General features: G+C 47.2%; 17 protein-coding genes and 3 pseudogenes. 9 read left to right on the top strand and 11 right to left on the bottom strand.

The features are described 5' to 3' along the window. The first annotated feature begins 9 nt into the window (after positions 1-9). Positions 10-1563 (top strand): MFS transporter, encoded by a 1554-nt coding sequence (locus tag AC6I8E_RS21390; RefSeq protein ID WP_497824814.1) that lies wholly within the window; start codon positions 10-12, stop codon positions 1561-1563. Between the two features lie 102 nt (positions 1564-1665). On the opposite strand, the gene AC6I8E_RS21395 is transcribed toward AC6I8E_RS21390, so the two are convergent. Further along, entirely contained in the window at positions 1666-2115 is a 450-nt protein-coding gene (locus AC6I8E_RS21395; RefSeq protein ID WP_095707998.1) for a GNAT family N-acetyltransferase, read from the bottom strand. A 465-nt stretch (positions 2116-2580) separates the two neighbouring features. Here AC6I8E_RS21395 and AC6I8E_RS21400 point away from each other — a divergent pair. Then, a pseudogene (locus tag AC6I8E_RS21400) lies at positions 2581-3184 on the top strand (tyrosine-type recombinase/integrase). Positions 3185-3309: 125 nt separating this feature from the next. Continuing rightward, positions 3310-3636 carry a gamma-glutamylcyclotransferase family protein gene (locus tag AC6I8E_RS21405; protein WP_041456454.1) on the top strand — a complete coding sequence of 109 codons (327 nt, stop codon included), beginning with the start codon at positions 3310-3312 and terminating at the stop codon, positions 3634-3636. A gap of 247 nt (positions 3637-3883) precedes the next feature. On the opposite strand, the gene AC6I8E_RS21410 is transcribed toward AC6I8E_RS21405, so the two are convergent. Beyond that, a complete protein-coding gene (locus AC6I8E_RS21410; protein ID WP_497824815.1) occupies positions 3884-4786 on the bottom strand; it encodes a LysR family transcriptional regulator in 903 nt (300 codons plus the stop codon). A gap of 136 nt (positions 4787-4922) precedes the next feature. Between AC6I8E_RS21410 and AC6I8E_RS21415 the strand changes: the two genes are divergently transcribed. Together AC6I8E_RS21415 and AC6I8E_RS21420 are read left to right on the top strand one after the other, a co-directional pair. Then, positions 4923-5669, top strand: a complete 747-nt coding sequence (locus AC6I8E_RS21415; RefSeq protein WP_095707997.1) for an SDR family oxidoreductase — start codon at positions 4923-4925, stop codon at positions 5667-5669. Positions 5670-6165: 496 nt separating this feature from the next. After that, positions 6166-7188: pseudogene (locus AC6I8E_RS21420) on the top strand (alpha/beta hydrolase). 490 nt (positions 7189-7678) lie between these two features. Here AC6I8E_RS21420 and AC6I8E_RS21425 read toward each other — a convergent pair. Both AC6I8E_RS21425 and AC6I8E_RS21430 read right to left on the bottom strand, forming a co-directional pair. Beyond that, positions 7679-8621 (bottom strand): annotated as a pseudogene (locus tag AC6I8E_RS21425) (alpha/beta hydrolase). Between the two features lie 340 nt (positions 8622-8961). Further along, positions 8962-9564 carry a LysE family translocator gene (locus tag AC6I8E_RS21430; protein WP_312215945.1) on the bottom strand — a complete coding sequence of 201 codons (603 nt, stop codon included), beginning with the start codon at positions 9562-9564 and terminating at the stop codon, positions 8962-8964. Between the two features lie 729 nt (positions 9565-10293). Between AC6I8E_RS21430 and AC6I8E_RS21435 the strand changes: the two genes are divergently transcribed. Together AC6I8E_RS21435 and AC6I8E_RS21440 are read left to right on the top strand one after the other, a co-directional pair. Further along, a complete protein-coding gene (locus AC6I8E_RS21435) occupies positions 10294-11217 on the top strand; it encodes an aKG-HExxH-type peptide beta-hydroxylase (protein WP_312215947.1) in 924 nt (307 codons plus the stop codon). A gap of 48 nt (positions 11218-11265) precedes the next feature. Beyond that, on the top strand, positions 11266-12405 hold the full coding sequence (locus AC6I8E_RS21440) for an MFS transporter (RefSeq protein ID WP_497824816.1): 1140 nt from the start codon (positions 11266-11268) through the stop codon (positions 12403-12405). Positions 12406-12669: 264 nt separating this feature from the next. On the opposite strand, the gene AC6I8E_RS21445 is transcribed toward AC6I8E_RS21440, so the two are convergent. Further along, a complete protein-coding gene (locus AC6I8E_RS21445; protein WP_312215950.1) occupies positions 12670-13410 on the bottom strand; it encodes an SDR family oxidoreductase in 741 nt (246 codons plus the stop codon). Positions 13411-13918: 508 nt separating this feature from the next. Between AC6I8E_RS21445 and AC6I8E_RS21450 the strand changes: the two genes are divergently transcribed. Further along, the gene (locus AC6I8E_RS21450) at positions 13919-14464 is read left to right on the top strand and encodes a cysteine hydrolase family protein (protein ID WP_312215952.1); all 546 of its coding nucleotides are present in this window, start codon (positions 13919-13921) and stop codon (positions 14462-14464) included. Between the two features lie 251 nt (positions 14465-14715). Continuing rightward, positions 14716-15465, top strand: a complete 750-nt coding sequence (locus AC6I8E_RS21455; RefSeq protein WP_497824817.1) for an alpha/beta fold hydrolase — start codon at positions 14716-14718, stop codon at positions 15463-15465. Positions 15466-15634: 169 nt separating this feature from the next. Here the strand turns inward: AC6I8E_RS21455 and AC6I8E_RS21460 are convergent, their stop codons facing one another. The 6 genes from AC6I8E_RS21460 to AC6I8E_RS21485 all read right to left on the bottom strand — a co-directional run bounded on the left by AC6I8E_RS21460 (position 15635) and on the right by AC6I8E_RS21485 (position 19558). Continuing rightward, a complete protein-coding gene (locus AC6I8E_RS21460; protein WP_312215955.1) occupies positions 15635-16552 on the bottom strand; it encodes an arginase family protein in 918 nt (305 codons plus the stop codon). A 143-nt stretch (positions 16553-16695) separates the two neighbouring features. Beyond that, positions 16696-16905, bottom strand: coding sequence for a DUF6434 domain-containing protein (locus tag AC6I8E_RS21465; protein WP_110332056.1), 210 nt, complete (start codon positions 16903-16905; stop codon positions 16696-16698). 181 nt (positions 16906-17086) lie between these two features. After that, positions 17087-17821, bottom strand: a complete 735-nt coding sequence (locus tag AC6I8E_RS21470; protein WP_110411984.1) for an SDR family oxidoreductase — start codon at positions 17819-17821, stop codon at positions 17087-17089. 650 nt (positions 17822-18471) lie between these two features. Continuing rightward, complete coding sequence (locus AC6I8E_RS21475) at positions 18472-18699, bottom strand: hypothetical protein (RefSeq protein ID WP_312215959.1); 228 nt, start codon at positions 18697-18699, stop codon at positions 18472-18474. A gap of 2 nt (positions 18700-18701) precedes the next feature. Next, positions 18702-19187, bottom strand: coding sequence for a DUF2778 domain-containing protein (locus AC6I8E_RS21480; RefSeq protein WP_187496589.1), 486 nt, complete (start codon positions 19185-19187; stop codon positions 18702-18704). Positions 19188-19330: 143 nt separating this feature from the next. Further along, positions 19331-19558, bottom strand: coding sequence for an EexN family lipoprotein (locus AC6I8E_RS21485; RefSeq protein ID WP_312215961.1), 228 nt, complete (start codon positions 19556-19558; stop codon positions 19331-19333). Positions 19559-19643: the final 85 nt, after the last annotated feature.

Raw genomic sequence — 19643 nt, forward strand, 5'->3', positions numbered from 1 at the left:
GGTCACATCATGACATTTGCAGCCAGCACGTTCTGTCGCACCCAAAGAACCGCAGCAGCCCTTACCATTTTTATGGCGGCTACGCTTCTGCCGTTAAGTTTTACCGGCGGCGTGGTAACAACGCCAGCCATACAGCGCATGCTGGGTGGCTCACCCGGCGAGCTGTCATGGCTTACGAATGGATTTATGCTGACGTTCGGCAGTTTTCTGCTGGCAGCAGGCATAGCGGCAGATGCCATCGGGAGAAAACCGGTTTTTATCGCCGGCGCAGTGCTGTTCTGTCTCAGCAGTATTTTCACCGTCCTCACGAATAACCTGATGATGTCAGGTATTCTCAGGTGTGTGCAGGGACTGGCAGCGGCCATGTTACTGGCCAGCGGAAGCGCTCTGCTGGCCAGGCTCTATACCGGCGCTGCCCGGACCCGCATGTTCGGCCTGCTGGGCACCGTCTTTGGCGCTGGCCTGGCATTCGGCCCCCTGGCGGTTGGGCTCGTTACGGATGCGCTCACCTGGCGCTGGGTCTATATTCTGTTTGCTGTACTTTCAGGATGCGTGCTGCTCGCCGGTATGATGTTTTTGCCTCTGTCACAGCAGAGCAGTCTGTCCCCTTCAGATAAAACAGGTCTGGCGTTGTTTACGGCGGCGCTGATGGTGTTTACCACGGCGGTTATGCTGCTGCCCACACAAGGGTTTTTATCACTTCTCACACTCGCTTTATTACTCAGCTCTGTACTGCTCTTCAGCGGGTTTATCGTGCGATGCCTGCGCGTGAGCAATCCTGTCCTGGATATTCACCTGTTCCGAAGTCCGCGCTTTGTCGGGGTCTTGCTGCTGCCGTTAGCCACCTGCTATTGCTACGTTGTTCTGTTAATCATTATTCCGCTGCATTTTATGGGCGGGAGTGGATTTAGCGAGTCTCAGAGCGCGATTTATCTTATGGCACTCACGTCTCCAATGCTGGTCGTTCCTTACTTCGCAGCCCTGCTGACGCGCTGGTTTTCGCCGGCAGTATTATCAGCCTCAGGGCTGATGCTCGCCTCTGCCGGGTTACTTTTCCTCAGTCCCGCGTTACGCGGTAACAGCACAACTCTTCTTCTCATCCCGATGCTGATAACGGGGGCTGGAGCGGGATTACCGTGGGGACTGATGGATGGACTGGCCATTTCTTCCGTTCCGGTTGAAAAGGCAGGTATGGCGGCGGGCCTGTTCAACACCGTTCGTGTTGCAGGAGAGGGTATCGCTCTTGCGATAGTATCCGCGTTTCTCACTGAGATGAACGATCTGAACCTTAACAAAACCGTGCATGGTTTTTCGCCACAGGAGATTCACCTTGCAGCATCCTGGCTGGGAGGCGGTAATATTCAGCAGGCCATCACCCTTCTAACCGGCGTGCCGCGTGAGGTAGTCCAGGTCAGTTATGACAATGCATATTCATTGCTATTTCAGGTCCTGGCTGCACTAACGTTTGTTTGTGCGATTACTGTCTGGGTCATGCTGGGCCATAAGGCCTTTGATTCAGCTACGGCCAGTACTGATTCCAGAGACGATAACATAGAATACTGACATGAGTGCTGTGTCCGCTTTGTGCCAGAAGCAGACTTTGATACGCGGTCTAAAAGCTGCAAGGAGCATGCCGAGCTTAGGTTGAACAAATTTATGTCAGCCTTACAAGGACTTCGCAAAACAGACCGCCTCTTTCCGACCTACGTATGGTCCGTAATTCTCTATGCGTATGTATCCGTTTTTCTCATAGAAATTTACAGCCTTACGGTTAACATGGCGCGTTTCAAGCCAGAGTTCGTTATATCCCATGCTCTTCGCGGTTGCTTCCAGGAAGGTAAGCAAGGCGTTACCAATACCGGGAAAGCTACGGTCCGAAAACATCCTTTTAAGTTCAGCTATATTTTCAGTTAACGGTCGAACAGCTCCGCATCCTATCGCTTTTCCCCTGCTGTCCCGTGCCAGTGCCCACAAAGCTCTGTTCTCATTTATTGAGTCTGTTGTGAAGTTGCTTTTGCCACTATTGCCGGTAATAGAGGCGAGTTCTGCTGACAGTTTGTCGATTAAGTGACGAGAGTCTGGAGAAAGTGGATCTGATTTCTCTACTGTTATCATGCCAGTATCCTTTTCAAATAATATTCGTCAGGCCAGAAGCAGATGATGACAAAAACGTCATCCTTCAAATAATGATGCTGAGTAGATAGCTTGCAGCATAATCGCCTGAACGGAAATGCCTTTACGTCCGCTTCTTGCTCATAGCGACCTTCAATCTCACATGAACGTTATCGATTTCCACAGACATCAACTTTTTCGCCAGTAAGTCTCTCAACCACCTTTATTGCGTCTGGATCACCATGCCAGGCCATGCAACTTAAACAATCTCCGCCACAGTCTAAATTCAATGTGTCTGGTATTTTACTCATTGGCTGATTGCAGGTCTGGCAATTGTTTTCTCTCACTGGAAATGGCATCCGTTTTTTGATTTTCATTTCAATGCTTCCCGACATATCACTCTTATGTGCGCTGTTCGCTCATATGAAACAACCATAATCACATCTCCTAACCCAAAGGAGATTGAGCATGACAACTTCCCCGCTGGAATAAGGACGGTATTATTGGCCAGAAACGGCTTCTTCAGATCTCTCATATCTGGGAAATCCGTATCAGACTTGAGCTGTAAGTAAAAGTGCGCGATTTAGCTCTGCTTAACATGGCTCTGGACAGTACACTTCGGGACAGTAATCTGATTAAGCTAAAAGTTTCTGATGTGGCCTGTGGGCACTCTGTTTCGGGCCGAGCGACAGTGCTGCAGCAAAAAAACGGGAAGCCCCGTTCAGTTTGAACTGACTAAGGGAACAAGAGAGGCTGTAGCAGCATGGATCAAAATGGCTCATCTGCGTAATAGCGACTATCTGTTCCAGTCCCGCATTGGTTCTTCACGGCATATCTCAGCCAGGCAATATAACCGTATTTTTCATGGATGGATTGATACGCTGGGTCTCAACGGGACTCTGTACAGTAGGCATTCTATGCGAAGAACCAAGCCATATCTGATCTATAAAAAAACGAAGAATCTTTGAGTGATCCAGCTACAGTTTGGTCACAAAAAACTCGAAAGTACAGTCCGTTATCTCGGTATGAAGTGGATGATGCACTGGAGATATCTGAGTCTATTGAAGTTTAATTTGTGGGGGCTGCAACAGCAGCCCTGTGCCAGAGGCGGACATTTATGAATTTGCCTCGCATTAACTGTGGAAAAAAAAATTTATAGTGAGATATTCTGATTATTGTTTTTCAACAGGAGGATGCATGGAAAGTCTGTTTGTTTATGGAACGCTGGGGCCAGGCCGTCCTAACGCTCATATTCTCGAAAAGATAGGTGGTACATGGCGCGAAGGGCATGTCGCAGGCTCCCTCATCAATGAAGGTTGGGCAGCCGAAATGGGCTATCCCGGTATTATTCTGGATAACTCAGGCAATCGCGTGCAAGGATTCCTTTTTACGTCAGATAATCTGCAGCATCACTGGGATGTACTTGATGAATTTGAAGGTAGTCAATATGAGCGCGTGCCTGTTAAGGTTACTATGAGTGATGGGGAAACCGCCAGTTCATACATTTACATGTTAAAAAAATAATGGCATTAAGTCCGCTAATCAGCGGGCTATCTTCTCTAAAAACCCTTTTATAACGTCAGCTCCTCGCTCATAGCGGACGCCTGACTGCATGTAATCTGCTGTGTGCCAGGAGCGGACGCTGGGAACTGCCTGAGCATAGTTAAACCGCGTGCCATCGCGCTCTTCCCAGGCGATTTTGAGGTTAAGAGAAACCTCCTGAGAATGACTGAATTTTACTGAGGGTTAAGTTATCTCAGGTATCTCAGTTTCATTTCACCGAATTGTAAGCCTTGAAGGCGGGATTTTTTTCAAAAATTTCAGCTACAAAATCCATGAATACAGTCGCCCGTTTTGGCAAAAGTCGATTGGCAACATAAACGGCCTGGATGGGAACGGGCGAAGCAGTGTAATCAGTCAGCAATAACTGTAATTCGCCATTTTCCAGTCCCTCTTTGAACAACCATTCCGGACCCTGTGCGATCCCAGTCCCTGCATTGACAAATTTCTGTATTGCTTCAGGTGAATTGACCCTGAGCCGGCCAGAAACAGGAACACTGATATCCTGAAATCTCCAGGTGGCTCCTGTCGTCAGCAGGGTATAAATCAAACAATCATGTTCTTTTAAATCTTCTGGTGTATCAGGGGTTCCGTGTTTAGCCAGGTATTTGTTACTGGCAACACAGACTCGCACAAACATCCCAAGCCTGCGGGCACGCATAGCACTGTCCTCCAGGTGGCCAATGCGTATAGCCAGTTCAGCCCCTTCATCAACAAGATTGATATAGCGGTCATTAATCTGCAGGTCAAGTTCCAGCTCAGGGTAGCGTTCTAAAAAAACCGGGATGTGCGGGACTAAGAATGTATGAGCCAGTGCTGTAGGGCAGGCAACGCGTAACAGCCCTGTTGGACTGACATTTTCTCTGAAAGAAGAATCTGACTCTTCGACGGCTTCAAGAATTCGCCTTGCTTCCAGATAATAACGTTCTCCTTCAGGCGTTAATGAGAGCTTGCGGGTCGATCTGTGAAGTAATCTGGTCTGCAGATGTTCTTCGAGGTTTGCTACATGACGACTGATGTTCGGTTGCCCTAAACCTAAATCCCTGCCAGCAGCGGAAAAGCTGCCTCTTTCAACAGTACGGACAAAACATGTCATCAAAAGTAGTTTATCCATTTTGTTGCCCATCTATGCTTTTAAAGCATGAAATATATTCAAATATACAATCTTATCACTCAGTTTGCATGAGCATATATTTTTTCCCTGTCGGTCATTCTCTGATCCGTCGTTAAATCCAGCAGGAGATTTTAAGATGTCCAGATTAAAGGGTAAGCGCGCACTGATCACAGGCGGAACTAGTGGTATTGGTCTTGAAACAGCGAAGCTGTTTATTGCAGAAGGTGCCCGCGTTATTGTTACCGGGGTAAACCCGGATTCAATTGCAAAGACAAAAGCAGAACTGGGTAATGAAGTGTTAGTAGTAAGCGCTGATTCCGCTGATGTAACCGCACAAAAAGCGCTGGCTCAGGCGGTAAAGGAACACTTTGGTGAGCTTGATATCGCTTTCCTGAATGCAGGCATATCGATGTATATGCCAATTGAACTATGGACAGAGGAGCTGTTTGACCGCATTTATGATATCAACGTCAAAGGCCCTTACTTCCTGATGCAGGCTCTGCTGCCCGTCTTCGCCAGCTCTGCATCGGTGGTCTTTAATACATCAGTAAATGCTCACACAGGCCCCGTGAATTCTTCTGTGTATGGCTCAACGAAAGCAGCATTACTGAACATGTCGAAAACACTTTCTAATGAGCTGCTTTCCCGTGGGGTCCGTATCAACGCAGTGAGCCCTGGCCCTGTTGACACACCGCTTTACGATAAGGCGGGGATACCGGTCGAATATCATGATCAGGTAATGAAAGATATCGTTGCAACCATTCCTGCAGGTCGTTTTGGTAAGCCTCAGGAAGTAGCGCAAGCAGTGCTTTACTTCGCCTCTGATGAGTCTGCCTGGACTGTTGGTTCAGAAATCATCATTGACGGCGGCGTTTTGATTTAAGCCCCAAAAATAATATCTACTATTAATCAAGCCCGTCACCTTTTATAGCGACGGGCTTTCATTCTATTTGGCGTCTGAGATGTCTATCCAATGTCCTGCTCCTGGTTAATCAACCCTGGTGCAGCTTTGTAATAAGCCCGTGGTGAGGGTAAATACAGAGTTCCGCTTTTCGCTCACAGCGGAGCTTGCAGCACGTATATCCGCTTTGTGCCAGAAGCGGACGTTGACAGCCCGGCACTGCAGTGGCTGCCCTGAAGCTGGACGCAAGCGATTCTTCAGTTTCAGGTCTGACTAAATTTGGCTTCGCAATCCAAAATATATAAAATATTTTCATTTAATCTGTGACGTTCATCCTTTCCATATTTTCATGCCTTCAACAAAAAAAACCTTAAATTCAGGGTGTATCTGGCATTTAAACTATAATCAGGTTTCATCATCTGGATTCGTACGGATGGTTTTTCACTGACCTGATACAGTTAATTGTTAAGGATATGTCATGAATAAAGTGACCTCTGCCCTGATTAGCAGCAGTATTTTTCTGGCTATGAGTGCGGCCGGCGCGGCCTCAAACGATGTTCATCTGGAGCATCACACGCAGTCTTTCGTTGACCAGCTGAACAGCGGTAATGGAAAACCCATTAAGAAACTTTCGCCGGAGGAAGCCCGCAAGGTTCTGTCCGGTGCACAGTCTTCAGTGAAAGTTGACCTCTCCGGCGTGACAACCTCAAACAAAACCATTCAGGTCGATGGTAAGCCCGTAGAACTGACCATCGTCAGGCCTGAAAATGCCTCAGGAAAGCTGCCGGCCTTTATGTTTTTCCACGGAGGAGGATGGGTTCTGGGAGATTTCCCGACGCATTAGCGCATGGTCCGGGACCTGGTCCTTGCGTCCGGTGCGGTGGCCGTCTTTGTAAACTATACCCCCAGTCCGGAAGCACACTATCCGGTTGCCATAAACCAGGCCTACGGTGCCACGAAGTGGGTCGCTGAACATGGCGATGAAATCAGTGTCGACGGTAAGCGCCTCGCGGTCGCGGGAAACAGCGTTGGCGGAAACATGGCGGCAGTGGTAAGCCTGATGGCAAAAGAAAAACACGGACCTGACCTGCGTTACCAGGTGTTGTTCTGGCCGGTAACCGATGCAAAATTTGACACAGCCTCCTACGAAAAATATGCGACAAAGCGCTTCCTGACCCGGAATATGATGAAATGGTTCTGGGATAATTACACAACCAGCGATGCGCAGCGTAATGAAATATACGCTTCACCGCTCCGTGCTTCAGAAACCCAGCTGAAAGGTCTCCCGCCAGCGCTTGTACAGACGGCAGAGAACGATGTGCTGCGGGATGAAGGGGAAGCTTACGCCCGTAAGCTTAACGCAGCCGGCGTGGACGTGGTTCAGGTGCGTTATAACGGCATGATACATGATTACGGACTGCTGAATGCTCTCGCCGAAGTTCCTGAAGTTCAGGCCTCACTGACTCAGGCGGGTAGTCTGCTTCGCGAGCATCTGAAATAGTTTTAGCGGGCTGCTCAGAATGCTGACCAGCCCGGTTTTACTCTTCCTGAACCCTTCTTCATGCCGTAGATCAGTGCGGTTATGGCAATCACAGATATAACCCCAAATCAGACATTTCATCCCGAAAGACTATTACGCCGGAAAAAACGTCTGCTGTTCGCTCATAGCGGACGTTCATCACCTGCAACCACTATACGCCTTCAAAACACCCTCTTAGGTTGACCTCAAACACAACTGCTCACCCGTTCCCCGCCGTGCGCGGGACATTCAGTCCGCTTCGGCGGCGCGTGCGGCTTCCGGTGTCGCCCCTTCCTGCTCCACTTTACGCCCGACTGCTATGGCAGCACGGTGCAGGTAAGGTTGTGCAACCATTGACTGAGGGTAAGCGCCACATACAGACCGTATTGATGCCCCACATTTACTTGGCATTTGACAGCAAATCGGGAAGTCATGCCCCTCTTATCAGAAAAAGGAATTTGCAAAGCGCTTTTTAAACTTCACCAAGCCACCTCCTGTAATGCACCGGCCATTCTACCGTGGGGGTTCCGGGTCTGCCCATGCCGAAACCATGTCCTCCTGATGCGTATCTGTACATCTCCACGGGCACATGTTCATGTTGGCATGCTGTCGCCATGATCAGCGTGTTATGTGGATCAGATATGGGATCATCTTCAGCCTGAATCAGGAATACCGGGGGGGGTGTGTGGAGTGACAAAATTCTGTACGGACCACTTAGCATTTTCCTTCTCGCTCGCATGTGGCCCCACCAGTACATTATGCGTTGAAGTATGGGTATAGGGTCTCTCAAGAGTTATAATTGGATAAATCAGTGCTGCACGGTCTGCATAAGCGCGAGTCCTGTCGAGTTCATCCTGTTCCGGATACGATCTGACATCTATCCGGGTCGTCGCCATGCCCATCAGGTGCCCGCCTGCTGAAAAACCCAGAACGCTGACGTTTTTTTCGCGACTGCGAACAATCCGTAACGCCCGCTGGGCATCCTGCAGGGCGACCATACTGCCGTCATGCCAGCCTTCTGCAGGCAAACGATAAGTCAGTACATAAGCGGTATAACCCAGCCGCGTCAGCCACCGGGCAGCAGGCCAGGCTTCCTTTCCCATTTCGATGCGTTTATAACCGCCCCCTGCGGCTATCAGAACGGCCTTCCCTGACGGATGCTCTGGCCGGAATACACGCAACGAAGGACGGACGACATTGCTTACGCCTCCTGTGGCAGAAAGCAGCTCATTTCCGGCTGGTCCTCCCCCCCCGGGGGGGACTCCCTGCCATAGTCCCATATCGTCCCAGTTACCGGAAAGTCTCTCCCCTGATGGAAATGCTCCCGGAGCAAGGGGATTTTTGGCCAAAGCGTTTCCGGTCCGAATGGCCATCAAAGCTGATGCCGACAATGCAATAAACCGACGACGATTTATCATGTGATTTTCTCAGAGAAATTTGAACTGTCATCACAACATACTAACTATAAGTGGAGACTTTTTGAGGATTCTATTACCTGCCACGCTGTACTGTAATTTTATGTGAAAAGTATGTCATTTACTGGTAACGCCACATACAGATCGTATTGACCCTTATACAAGGTCTTGACCGGCCATCATTCACCTTTAGTGCATAGCCATGCGGCCGTGCACAAATCATCAGGGGCGTTTTCAGTGTTTTGGACAGTGATCAGGCCCGCATAAGCCAGAATCGTGCTGAGGACCTTTCAGAGGGGGCAAGAACTCTTATGTTAAAGCGAGGCAGTGAGCCGCTTTATTAATGGACAAAAGCGTGTACGGAAAAGGCAATAAGCAGTATCCCGCCAGCAATATTGACGTATTTTTTAAGCAATAAGGGATCGGTTTTTTTTACTGAAAAGACCAGCGTTCGACTGACAACTAAAAGCCACACGCACATGACCGCTATATGTACTGATGCCAGCGTCAGATAGTTGCTGATGCCCGCCTCTTTTCCTGCGAACTGTGAAACAACTGTCAGGTAAAAAATGATGGCCTTGGGGTTTAAGACGTTAGCTATCCACGCCTCTCTCAGCGTTACCGAATGCTTTGTATCAGTAAGGTCTCGATGGCCTGCCCTTATACCGCTGCGAATGAGCATTGTTCCTAACCAGAGAAGATAAACGGTCCCTGAAATTTTCAACACAGCAAACGTTGCCGGAGAGGATATGATCACTGCGGTTATACCAAGCCCGATAAGAACGGCATGGGTGTATATGCCCAAAGCTGTCCCGGCAAGAGTTCTGAGCAGTCCCTTACGACCGCCAGCAATAGCACTGCTCATAACAAGAGTGAAGCTTGCTCCCGGTGACAGTGCTACAGGGAGAAGCGCTGGCATAAAGCCAAGAAGGTTCATATCCATAGATTTAAGATAGTAAGTGACGCCTTGCTATGTTGCCAGTCGAAGCACTGCGCAACAGGGATGTTAGGTCTAATGTGGCATAACATCTCCATCTCCATCGCCATGATTTTGACGTCCGCTTTTCGCTCAAAGCAGACCTTCACTTTTCCCTGTCCCTCGAAAATGGCCTTTTTAATCCTGCTCTCCGCTTGCAAGTTAAGAGGGTATCTTATTTCATTCTGTCCACAGCCCTGGTGCATATCCGGTCAGTAACTCTGTGGATTAAACCGCAGCAGCAGCAGTATCCGCGCACAGACAACAGGCGGTCACAAAATGACCGTATATCGTATCTTTCAGATGCAGGTGAAACAGGGCTTCGTGAAAAAACATTAGGAAAACTATCCTATCCATTCCCACTGGTGAAAAACTAAGCTAATAAAGTTCTTGATAGGATCTTGCTTATAGAATTAAAAATGGCGGGAGTGTTTTAAAGCAGAATTTTTAGCTTTTTTTCAAAGAGGGTATTGTAGCGGTAAGAAACTTTTTGTTAATTGTTAATTGTTCCGGGACAGAATGTTTTTAGAATGTTAACTTTAATTTTAAAAGGAAAGTGAAATGAAAAAAGTTGAATCATCAAAACTGCTGAAAATCAAATCTCCACTGTCTGGCTGGTCATTCAGCAAGTAATTACTGACAAGTAGATTTGGAAAATCACGCTCACTGGAGCGTGATTTTTTTGTGGAGATTATTATGTTGAATATCGCTTCCCCAGATTATGATCACAAAGCTGCCAGAAAATTTTTCACTGAAAGCCTGCACGAATCTGTCGACTATCTCATAGATTTCTATGAACTGGACGGTGTTAAAAAGTCCCCGCCTCTTTCCTGGCAAATGTGTGCAGCACACTATCTTGCCGCTAAGTCGGCTGAGTCCGAGGATCATGATTCAGCAATAAAATATTTAAAATATATAGAGTCAATTCCTGTTCCAGAAGGCATTGTTGTCTCACCACTAACATCAAGTGATAAATCTTTTGACAAGGAAATGATATTAAAGATCATCCATGATGATAAAGAACTTGGTTTCGGTTTTTGTGATGACAAAAACCTTGCTGCAATCGAAGCAGAAAAGGTTGTTCAAGCTCTTGATGTAATTAAAGAAAATGTTCCTGATGCCTATGAAGAGATAAACACGTTTATACATTCAGTACATCTCACTCGTGAAACCAGTGACGGTTCTCGTTTCATGCGTTCCGGAACTAACTTTTATATGTGGGGAATGATGTTTACGTATGTTCATGAAGAACATACCGTGCCTTACTATATTGATATTCTCGCCCATGAGTGTGGGCACACTGCACTCAATATTATAAATTCATTCGATGAACTGGTTATCAACAATCCAAACGATACGTTTGTTGCACCCTTACGCGTGGATAACAGACCAATGATCGGAATATTTCATGCATTATTCGTTCTTTCGCGAATCTGCTATGTTTTCGATAGGATAATTAAGCGTGGAACCAGTGAATATGTCGAAGAATGTAAGGAAAGATTCTCGGTCGCGTTTAAAAAACTAAATGATACATATGAAATAGTAAAAGAGCACGGACGATTTACCGAAGCCGGGCAGACTATCTATGAAGATATCTGCAAGCTCTGGAAACTGAACTAAAACAAACAGCACCGTGACGGTGCTGTTTGTTTTAATGGAGCTTTAGAAATGAAAGTTTACCGACATCTTTTTGAACGTAAAAGTCGTAATATCAATTTGTGCTTTTTGTTTAACTCTATTGGTTCTACACTTCTGATGCCCCTAGCTCTGCTCTATCTGGCAGGCAATAGCCTAAGTGCAAAAGATATTCTGTACCTAGGCACAATGAAATTTTGGTCATTTTCACTTTCGTATTTTCTTATTATTCCTCTTGCTAATCGCCTCGACGTTAAGAATACGATATTTTTTTCCTTGTTTTTTAAACTCATATCATTAGCAGTTCTATTTACCGGGCAGGGATTTATCATCTGTATGGCTGTGATGCTGGCGAATGGCCTGGCGTCATCATTTTTCTCTACGGCCTCTAAGATTTATGTTCGGGCAACTTCTGATAATATCAGTGAAAGTTTTTCAGCCCGAATGACGCTCAGTAACGTTGGTGCTGCAGTATCGCCACTGGTTATCAGTGCCTTGGTCTTTTTCCATATTCCGTTTCGCCCTGCTCTGCTTATTCTGATCGTACTTTACACCGTTGGTGTGTTGATGGCCGCTGGCCTAACCCGGTGCAAAAGGTCTCCAGGGAAATCTTTTGGATTACCGCATCTGGCCGGAGTGCTTAGCAGGGAGTCTGCCGTAGTAGCAACCCTTAGCATTGTGTTTGCCATGCTGTATTACACTTTTGAGACAATCGTTCCTCTGGAGCTGGTCCAGTCTGGAAAAAAAGAGTTAGTTGGGCCCATCATGTTATGCAATACCAGCGTCATTATTCTTGGTCAAATCCCCGTTTATAAGTATTTCACTGAAAAACTTGGTGTGATTAATGCTCTTCTTTTTTCGACGGCATTCTGTATTTTATTGTTTATACCTTGGTTTCTGCAATTTACAGAACTGTCCGGACTGCTGCTGATTGTAGTTGGCGTTACGCTATTAGAAATGTTTTACGGCGCGGGGATAGATACCGTAATTGCATCTGCCGAAAATGACAATAAAATTGCATTACTGGATGGTATCTCAAGTATTGCATTATCTGCCGGAGCAGCTTTGGCGGCTGCAGTTTATGGTGATCCCGCCATGTTTATCCCTTTTGTTCTGACACTGTTTGTTATGAGCTTGGTTTTGGTCAGAGGTGCAGATCATAAGCTCGCTTAATGGAAGCTGTTTTCGCTGGTGCTGAAATTTTTTTGTCCACAATTGCACCTGTGAGATATGCCCTGCTATCGGAAAGCGCACGCACATGAAGAGCAGACCGAATGTCCCGCGCACGGCGGGGAACGGGTGAGCAGTGGTATTTGATGTCAATCAGGAAGGGTGTTTCAAAGGCGCGCATTGGTTGCAGGTGATGAGCGTCCGCTAAGAGCGAGCAGCGGACGATATTCGATTAATTTCAGTTAATTTCGTGACTTTGGGAAGCGGTCAGTAATGTGCCAGACCGCCATCTACAGCATACTGGCTGCCGGTAACATAGGATGCTTCATCGGACAGAAGGAAAAGTGCAACTGCAGCGGCCTCTTCTGCTGTTCCTGCACGACCCAAAGGAACCTGGCTTACCACAAAATCTTCAAACTGCTGACGAGACTCTTCTGGCATAAAGTGCCTGAAGTTAGTTTGAATCGGACCTGGTACCAAAGTGTTGGCGCGGATACCGCGTTCAGCAAACGCAGATGCCCAGCTTTTGACCATAGCGATAACGGCGCCTTTCGTCGCTGCATACAGGCTTGTCATCGCCGCTCCTTCATATACAGATGAGGATGACGTCACCAGAACGGACGCGCCTGAATTAAGTGATTTGGAGAGAGCGGCCAGCTGTAGCATCGGACCGCGCACATTAGCATTCATCATATCATTGAAAGAATCTGCCGTTACAGACTCCGGAGAGCCTACCTCTGCAAAGCCGGCATTAAGCCATAATCCATCAAGTGACCCCCAGCCTCTGATAGCTTCACCCAGTACGTTTATGTCAGCTTCGCTTGCGGCATCGCTTTTTAAAATAAGTGATGTCGCAGGAAGCAAGCTGCGTGCACGTTCAAGCCTTTCTTCATTAAGCCCTGTAATGGCTACGTTGCCACCTTCTGTAACAATACGCTGAGCCCCTGCCAGCCCGATGCCACTGGTGCCGCCCGTGATCAGTATACGTTTACCCTGAAATCTTCCCATGCTTATTTCCTTTATTTAGCTGCGGAATCAGCTTTTACCTTACGTAAACAAAACACTATTCGTCATCTGTTTCATTAAGTAACCAACCATGGGAATGCATGGATTGCGACTTGGACGTCCGCTTCTGGCACAAAGTGGACAATCTGACTGAGCGGAAGGTCTGCTTCGAGCGAATAGCGGAAGCCAGTATTGTCTTTTGTGAGTTCGTGATATGCCAACAGGGGAGGTCATCAATCAGGAAACATATCCGTTGAAATCCCTGATTTCCGATGTTACAAGATGAAGAGCATGTTCAAAGATGTTTAGTATTTACTAATTATCAACTCAACAGAGCACGTCTGAAAATGATTAAGTTAGCTAAGCCAGTGACAACCGCTACCACCACCGAAACCTTCGGCGGCGTGTGCGCATCTGTGACTGACTTCTGACAAAACAGATTCTGACTCCCCGCCCAACCGGACGGGGAAGAAAATCTCTCCGTTCATGACTTACTGAATTGAGAGACATCATGATTTCATCTGAAAATGCACTTTTAGTTATCGATATGCAGCAGGGGTTATTCCGAGGTCCCTCTTTGCCCCATTCCGCAGACTCAGTTTTGTCAAACATTTGCCTGCTTATACAAAAAGCCAGGAAGGCGCAGGTGCCGGTATTTTTTGCCCGCCACACCGGACCTGACGATTCCCCCTTCTCTGAGCAAAGTCCCTTAACACAACTGATACCCGAAATGAGGGTAAATGCCGAGTTCGATATCGTTTTCATCAAAAAATATCCCAATTGTTTCCGGGATACGTGCCTTCAGCTGCAGCTTGGCAAGCGCGGAATAAAACAACTTGTTATCGCCGGGATGAAAACAGAATTCTGTGTGGACACTACCTGTCGTGCAGCGCCTGAGCTGGGGTTCAGGACCGTACTGATTTCAGATGCGCACACCACAATGGATAACGGCTATTTGGCAGCTAACGAAATCATCAACCATCACAACGCCACCCTGGCAGGCCCGTTTGTGACGCTTGCGACAGCCGCGGACTGGCAATTTTATTCTGAGAAATGAGTTAAAACTGAGAGCCGCCCGCCGGGCGGCTGAAGTGCAAAAAGTCCGCTAAGAGCGAAAAGCGGACATCTGTAGTTGTTATTACACTTAGAGATTTTACTTCCATAGCCGTGTATTCGTTAACAGGGAGCAGGTCAAAGCACGGCCATCAATAGATATTGAATAATTGAAACCTATGCATCTGAGCCTTGTCTGCGGGCTTCAATGCAAAGATACTGATGTTTTTATACTCAGTCAGTATTGATAACTCTATGGAATCTTTCTTTTCCTCCACTGCAAACTGTCTCGTCCGCTGGCAGGATCTACCTGGCAGCGGAACACCCCTGATATTTGTGCACGGACTAGGATGCGCTTCTTCGTACGAGTATCCGCGTATCGTCACCGACCCTCTTTTTAATAAAAGACGTGCGATTCTTATAGATTTGCCTGGTTGTGGCTACAGTGGAAAGCCCCGTGATTACAGCTATTCAATCACTGACCAGGCTAGTGTGGTGGCGGAGTTAGTACGGCATTTAGGGCTGAATAAATGTTTTATTTACGGACACAGTATGGGGGGAAGTATCAGTATTGAAGCGGCAGACTTAATCACAGACCGCATGGAGGGACTTGTGGTATCTGAACCTAATTTCAGACCCGGGGGTGGTTTTTTCAGTCGGCAGATATGCAGCCACAGTGAAGAGGAGTTCATAAACAGACACTGGCAACACATGATTGAAAACGAATCAGGCCCCTGGGCGGGAAGCCTCGCAGTTAATGCACCTTGGGCGGTTTGGCGAGGTGCTGCCAGTCTGATAGCAGGCGGTGACTGGCTTGAGCGATTTATTAAATTACCAGTGCGCAAACAACTTATCTTCGGTGCATGGTCGTTACCAGACGACGATGTCGATTACTTAGACAAGTCAGGGGTTTCAACGGTAATCCTTGATGATTGTGGGCATTGCATGTCATGGGAACAACCGGGTTCACTTTCTCATGCACTGTCAAATTTTGCCAATGAATAGCAATAAAATTCAGGCCGCAATTGAGGTTCACGGGCTTTGTGCCGCCTTACACCACACACGGGGCGGGCGATAACGGAGGGTCTGTTCATGGCACACAGCGAACTGACGGCAGGCTAAGGTCCGCTATGAGCGAGAAGCGGACGTAGTAACCGCATTGATTGTAAGTGGGTCAGATATCGTTAGTTATGCTTCTGAGCATGTCCAAAATGAGCTTTGCTGCTGTCCCTTCATGATCTAAATCAGGATCATAAATGGTCACTGTAATGCCACAGCAGCGCATATTTTTGAAAAGTTCGCGACAGACATTTACAAGTGTTTCAGAAGACAAACCGGGAATGCCGGGACAATCAACTGCAGACATTTCAGAACTGTCCAGGACATCCATATCAAGATGAATCCAGTAGGGCATTTCAGGAAAAAGATTGAGCCGCTCGAATATCACATTGATGAGATGATGATCAGACAACTTAAGCGCGTCAAAAATAGTTATACGCCGGATATCAGTGCCATCAATGTCAGGCCATTCATAATCTTCAAGGAGCGACTCACGCTCTCCCAGTTGAATCACTGCGTCATCCTGAATCAGTGATCCTTCGATACCGGGCCATGCAGTCAGTAATGGCTCTCCCCGACCGGTAACGAGTGCCAAATCCATTCCGGCCGCAGCGCCTGGTCGTGCTCCTGGTTCTCGCTTCCAGTTTCCGGGATGACGGAAATCGCTGTGGCCGTCAATATGCACAAGGGCAAGTTGCCCTAACTGACGCCTGCTGCCAAGCAAGGCTCCGGGCAGTATGGCGCAGTCGCCTCCGATAACAACGGGCTTTAAGTTGCGATGATGCGCCGCCTCTACTTCATCAGCCAATTGTAGATTAAGTTGTCTGAGCTTGTGGCCGTTCAGGATATCAGTACCTGGCTCACATTTAGGACTGTATTCAGGGCAGGGAACAGTAACAAAGTTACAAGAGGAAAACATTTTATCGAGTCCGTGGTGCATGAGAACTGCTGGCGCGCGGAATGTGCCCGGTATGTGCCCTTCATAAAGCGGGTTGAGACCAAGATTAGACGGGACAAGAATTATTTTTTTCATAAAATCCTGTTTTTAACTGATCTGGTTAGCACAGAAACTAAGCTATCTTACGAAACTGCTTTCTCGCCGAGATAAAATTCGGGGTGCTAACCAGTGCCAGAACGCACAAGGTTCGCTATAAGTGAGAGGCTGACATCCGTATTTTAACGTTTATACCGCCGTTTCCACTTATCCACGACATCACCCAAATTCTTAGGGGTAGCATTACTTATCCAGATCATAAATTCACGATTGAATCGGAAATTCTCTCCACACTCTTTGATCATAAAGCGGCGAACGTTTTGTGTGTTTTTGTAATTTTTATCAACGATTGTAGAACGTGTTAGTGAGGAGCTATGCCAATCAGTTTCCATCTTTCTAACTCCCGTAATGAGTAGTTTTAAATAAAAATTAGTACTCCACTTTAGTCAGAGAAGCTGAAATTTCTCAAAGTCCGGTTCTGGCACAAAGCGGACTGACGGCAGGCCAAGGTCCGCTATGAGTGAAGAGCGGAAGTATGAATGTTTGTTTAACTCTATTGGCTTTTAGCCACTCTTATCCCAGGTCTTCGCGAGTTGGACCTTGAAAGTAGATACTGCTTATATGACAACTTCGTGGCTGTGTCAGCACAAAACGAATTGTTTCCCAGACTGAGCGCCCATTCATCAGACGTTCCCCCATTCTGAATTCACTGTCGACAAGCGTATCTAATCCTGTAAGTTCGAAATCGGGTGGATACAACCCGGTCACACGTATGTTTTCTTCGGACAACTGCTGTGACAGTTTGGTGATAAACCCGCTAAGCCCATGTTTGCTGGCGAAAAAAGCAGGATGCGCAATTGAATCCGTAAAATTCGGGATCCCACATGAAGATATAATTGAGACGATATCAGCATTGTCTGAACGTCTTAACCCGGGCAGCAGAGCCTGAGTCAGTAGAATCGAACCTGTCAGACCTGAACTAACGGTATTGATAATTTCTGTGTCGGGCTGATCGTCTAATCTCCCTGACAACCACTGAGCAGCATTCAGGATTAAAATGTCTATAGGCTTGTCTGAAATTAACAGCTGTGAAGAAAACTGAGAAAGGGATTCAGGCCGGGTTAAATCACAGATATACCCTTTTGCAATGCCGCTTTCAGCAGTTATGATGCTGCAGGTTTTTTGAATATCTTCAGCCCGCCGTGCACAAAAATCTACCTCGACGCCCTCTCGTGCCAGCCACACGCACAACGCCTGGCCAAATCCCCCGCCACCACCGGTAATAACAGCCCTTTTACCTCTCAGCATCTTCATTCATCCCTTTTCCTGATGACTATGTGTGGATGTAGATATACATGAGGAAGTTAATTGTCATCTTTCAGTTAATGCTCTTTTTACATGAGGAACAGAAATAAGCTGCACTGCAAACTGTTTGGCGTGTGTCAGGGGATTAGCAATGTCCGCTTTTGGCACAAAGCGGCCCCTTAGATGACCAAAGGCATGATGTGTTTATTTTGGAAGATAGCGCCTGAAGTTACTTAAAGAGATTCTCAGTACCATACTTTATTGATGTATCCTTGCCCGGACTTTCACAAGGAGCAGGTCTGGAAATGAAATGTGGATTTTGTGGTACACACGTACCTGATAATTATACCGTCTGCACGGGCTGCCACGCTGAGTACAGACTGGAGCCAGCGAGAACGGGATGCAGGCCGGCATTGCCGTTGCTGACGGGCATAATCATATTGTTTTGTACTCCGGCCATCAGTGAACTGGGGCTGAGACGCCCATTCATTGCAGCAGCTATTTTCATAACCGGTTTAGTTCTTTTTATTGGTGGCTGGAAACGTTTGAGACGTCTTCAAAAAGTGACCCCGCGAGTAGGGAGATGGTACAGGAAGAGAATCTGATTTTTAGAAGAGTCACTTTCCTGATCAATGATACTCATACAGCCATGCTCAACGTTTTTTGAACAAACCTTTCAGCGCCCACACCAGTACAAAAGACATAATGACAGAAAGAATGATATTGGCTGTGAGTACAAAGTCGATGGTTGCTTCATCGCCACTGATATTGAAAATACCTGCGATGGCATAGAAAAATGTAACCGGCACTATGACAGCTATAGCCTTTGAGATTGCTATCGTACAAAGAACAAACAGTAAACCCAGTAAAATAATGCGCATCGTTAGTATACCTTTATCGTTCCATAGGCTTTGAGCTGGCTACCAGGAATGTTCAACGTCGGGCCGGATTTAAGGAACATGTCTCGCATGTAATTGAACTGAATTGGATGTTGAAGAGTGATGCAGCCTTCACTCAGTCCTAATGGCCCAATCGGGTGCAGGCGGAAATTACCACGCTTTACTCCCTGAACAAACGTGTAGTCATCAATTTTCCCATCGTCACGATAGAGCCCAAACCACGTTGAGCGATCCGTTCCGTAGACTTCTTTCAACAAACGTTCTTTGAACGGCCCCAGTCGTCCACCTGTAGGTCGCTCAACGATAAAATAGCGGCCACGAACAATCGGCCCTATGTCGGGGACGTTTGTTTTTTCAGGATTATTTCGGCCTTCTTTTTGACCAGAGAAAGCAGGAAATGTACCAATGCCCGGGCAATTGAGGTGGGCCATTTCGCGCCGATTGAGAAGAAAGTAGCAGCTATATGACATGAGAACTCCATTCTGTATGTACGAATATAGTAGGTCCAATTAATACTTAATTTAAATGTTGCCTTTTGGTAACGCAATGTCAATGGAGCGCGGGATCGTCAGGGGAAGGGCATAAAAAACCGCCTTGCGGCGGCTTGTCGGATTTACCAACTTTTAGCGGGGCTCTTTGTAAAGGAACCGCCGAGTACAGTGGCATCAATGGCGTTACGACAGTCCTCGGTGCCGCGTGGGTCGGACGCTTTTTTGCACTCTTCAACTTTTGCATTGCGCTCCTTATCGTGCGCCTTATACCACTCAAGGCTCTGCGCGCCAGCATCGCAACCAGTAAGCAGGGTAGCCAGTAACCCCAGTGAAATCAGTCCTGTTTTCATCACATCTTCCTTTTAGTGAATTAATTGCGACGTCAATTATAGACAAGCAGCACGGTCGAGTGCACGAAGCTAAAACTGCGAAAGC

This window comes from Pantoea sp. X-Soil-YNGN-785 (assembly GCF_059730585.1).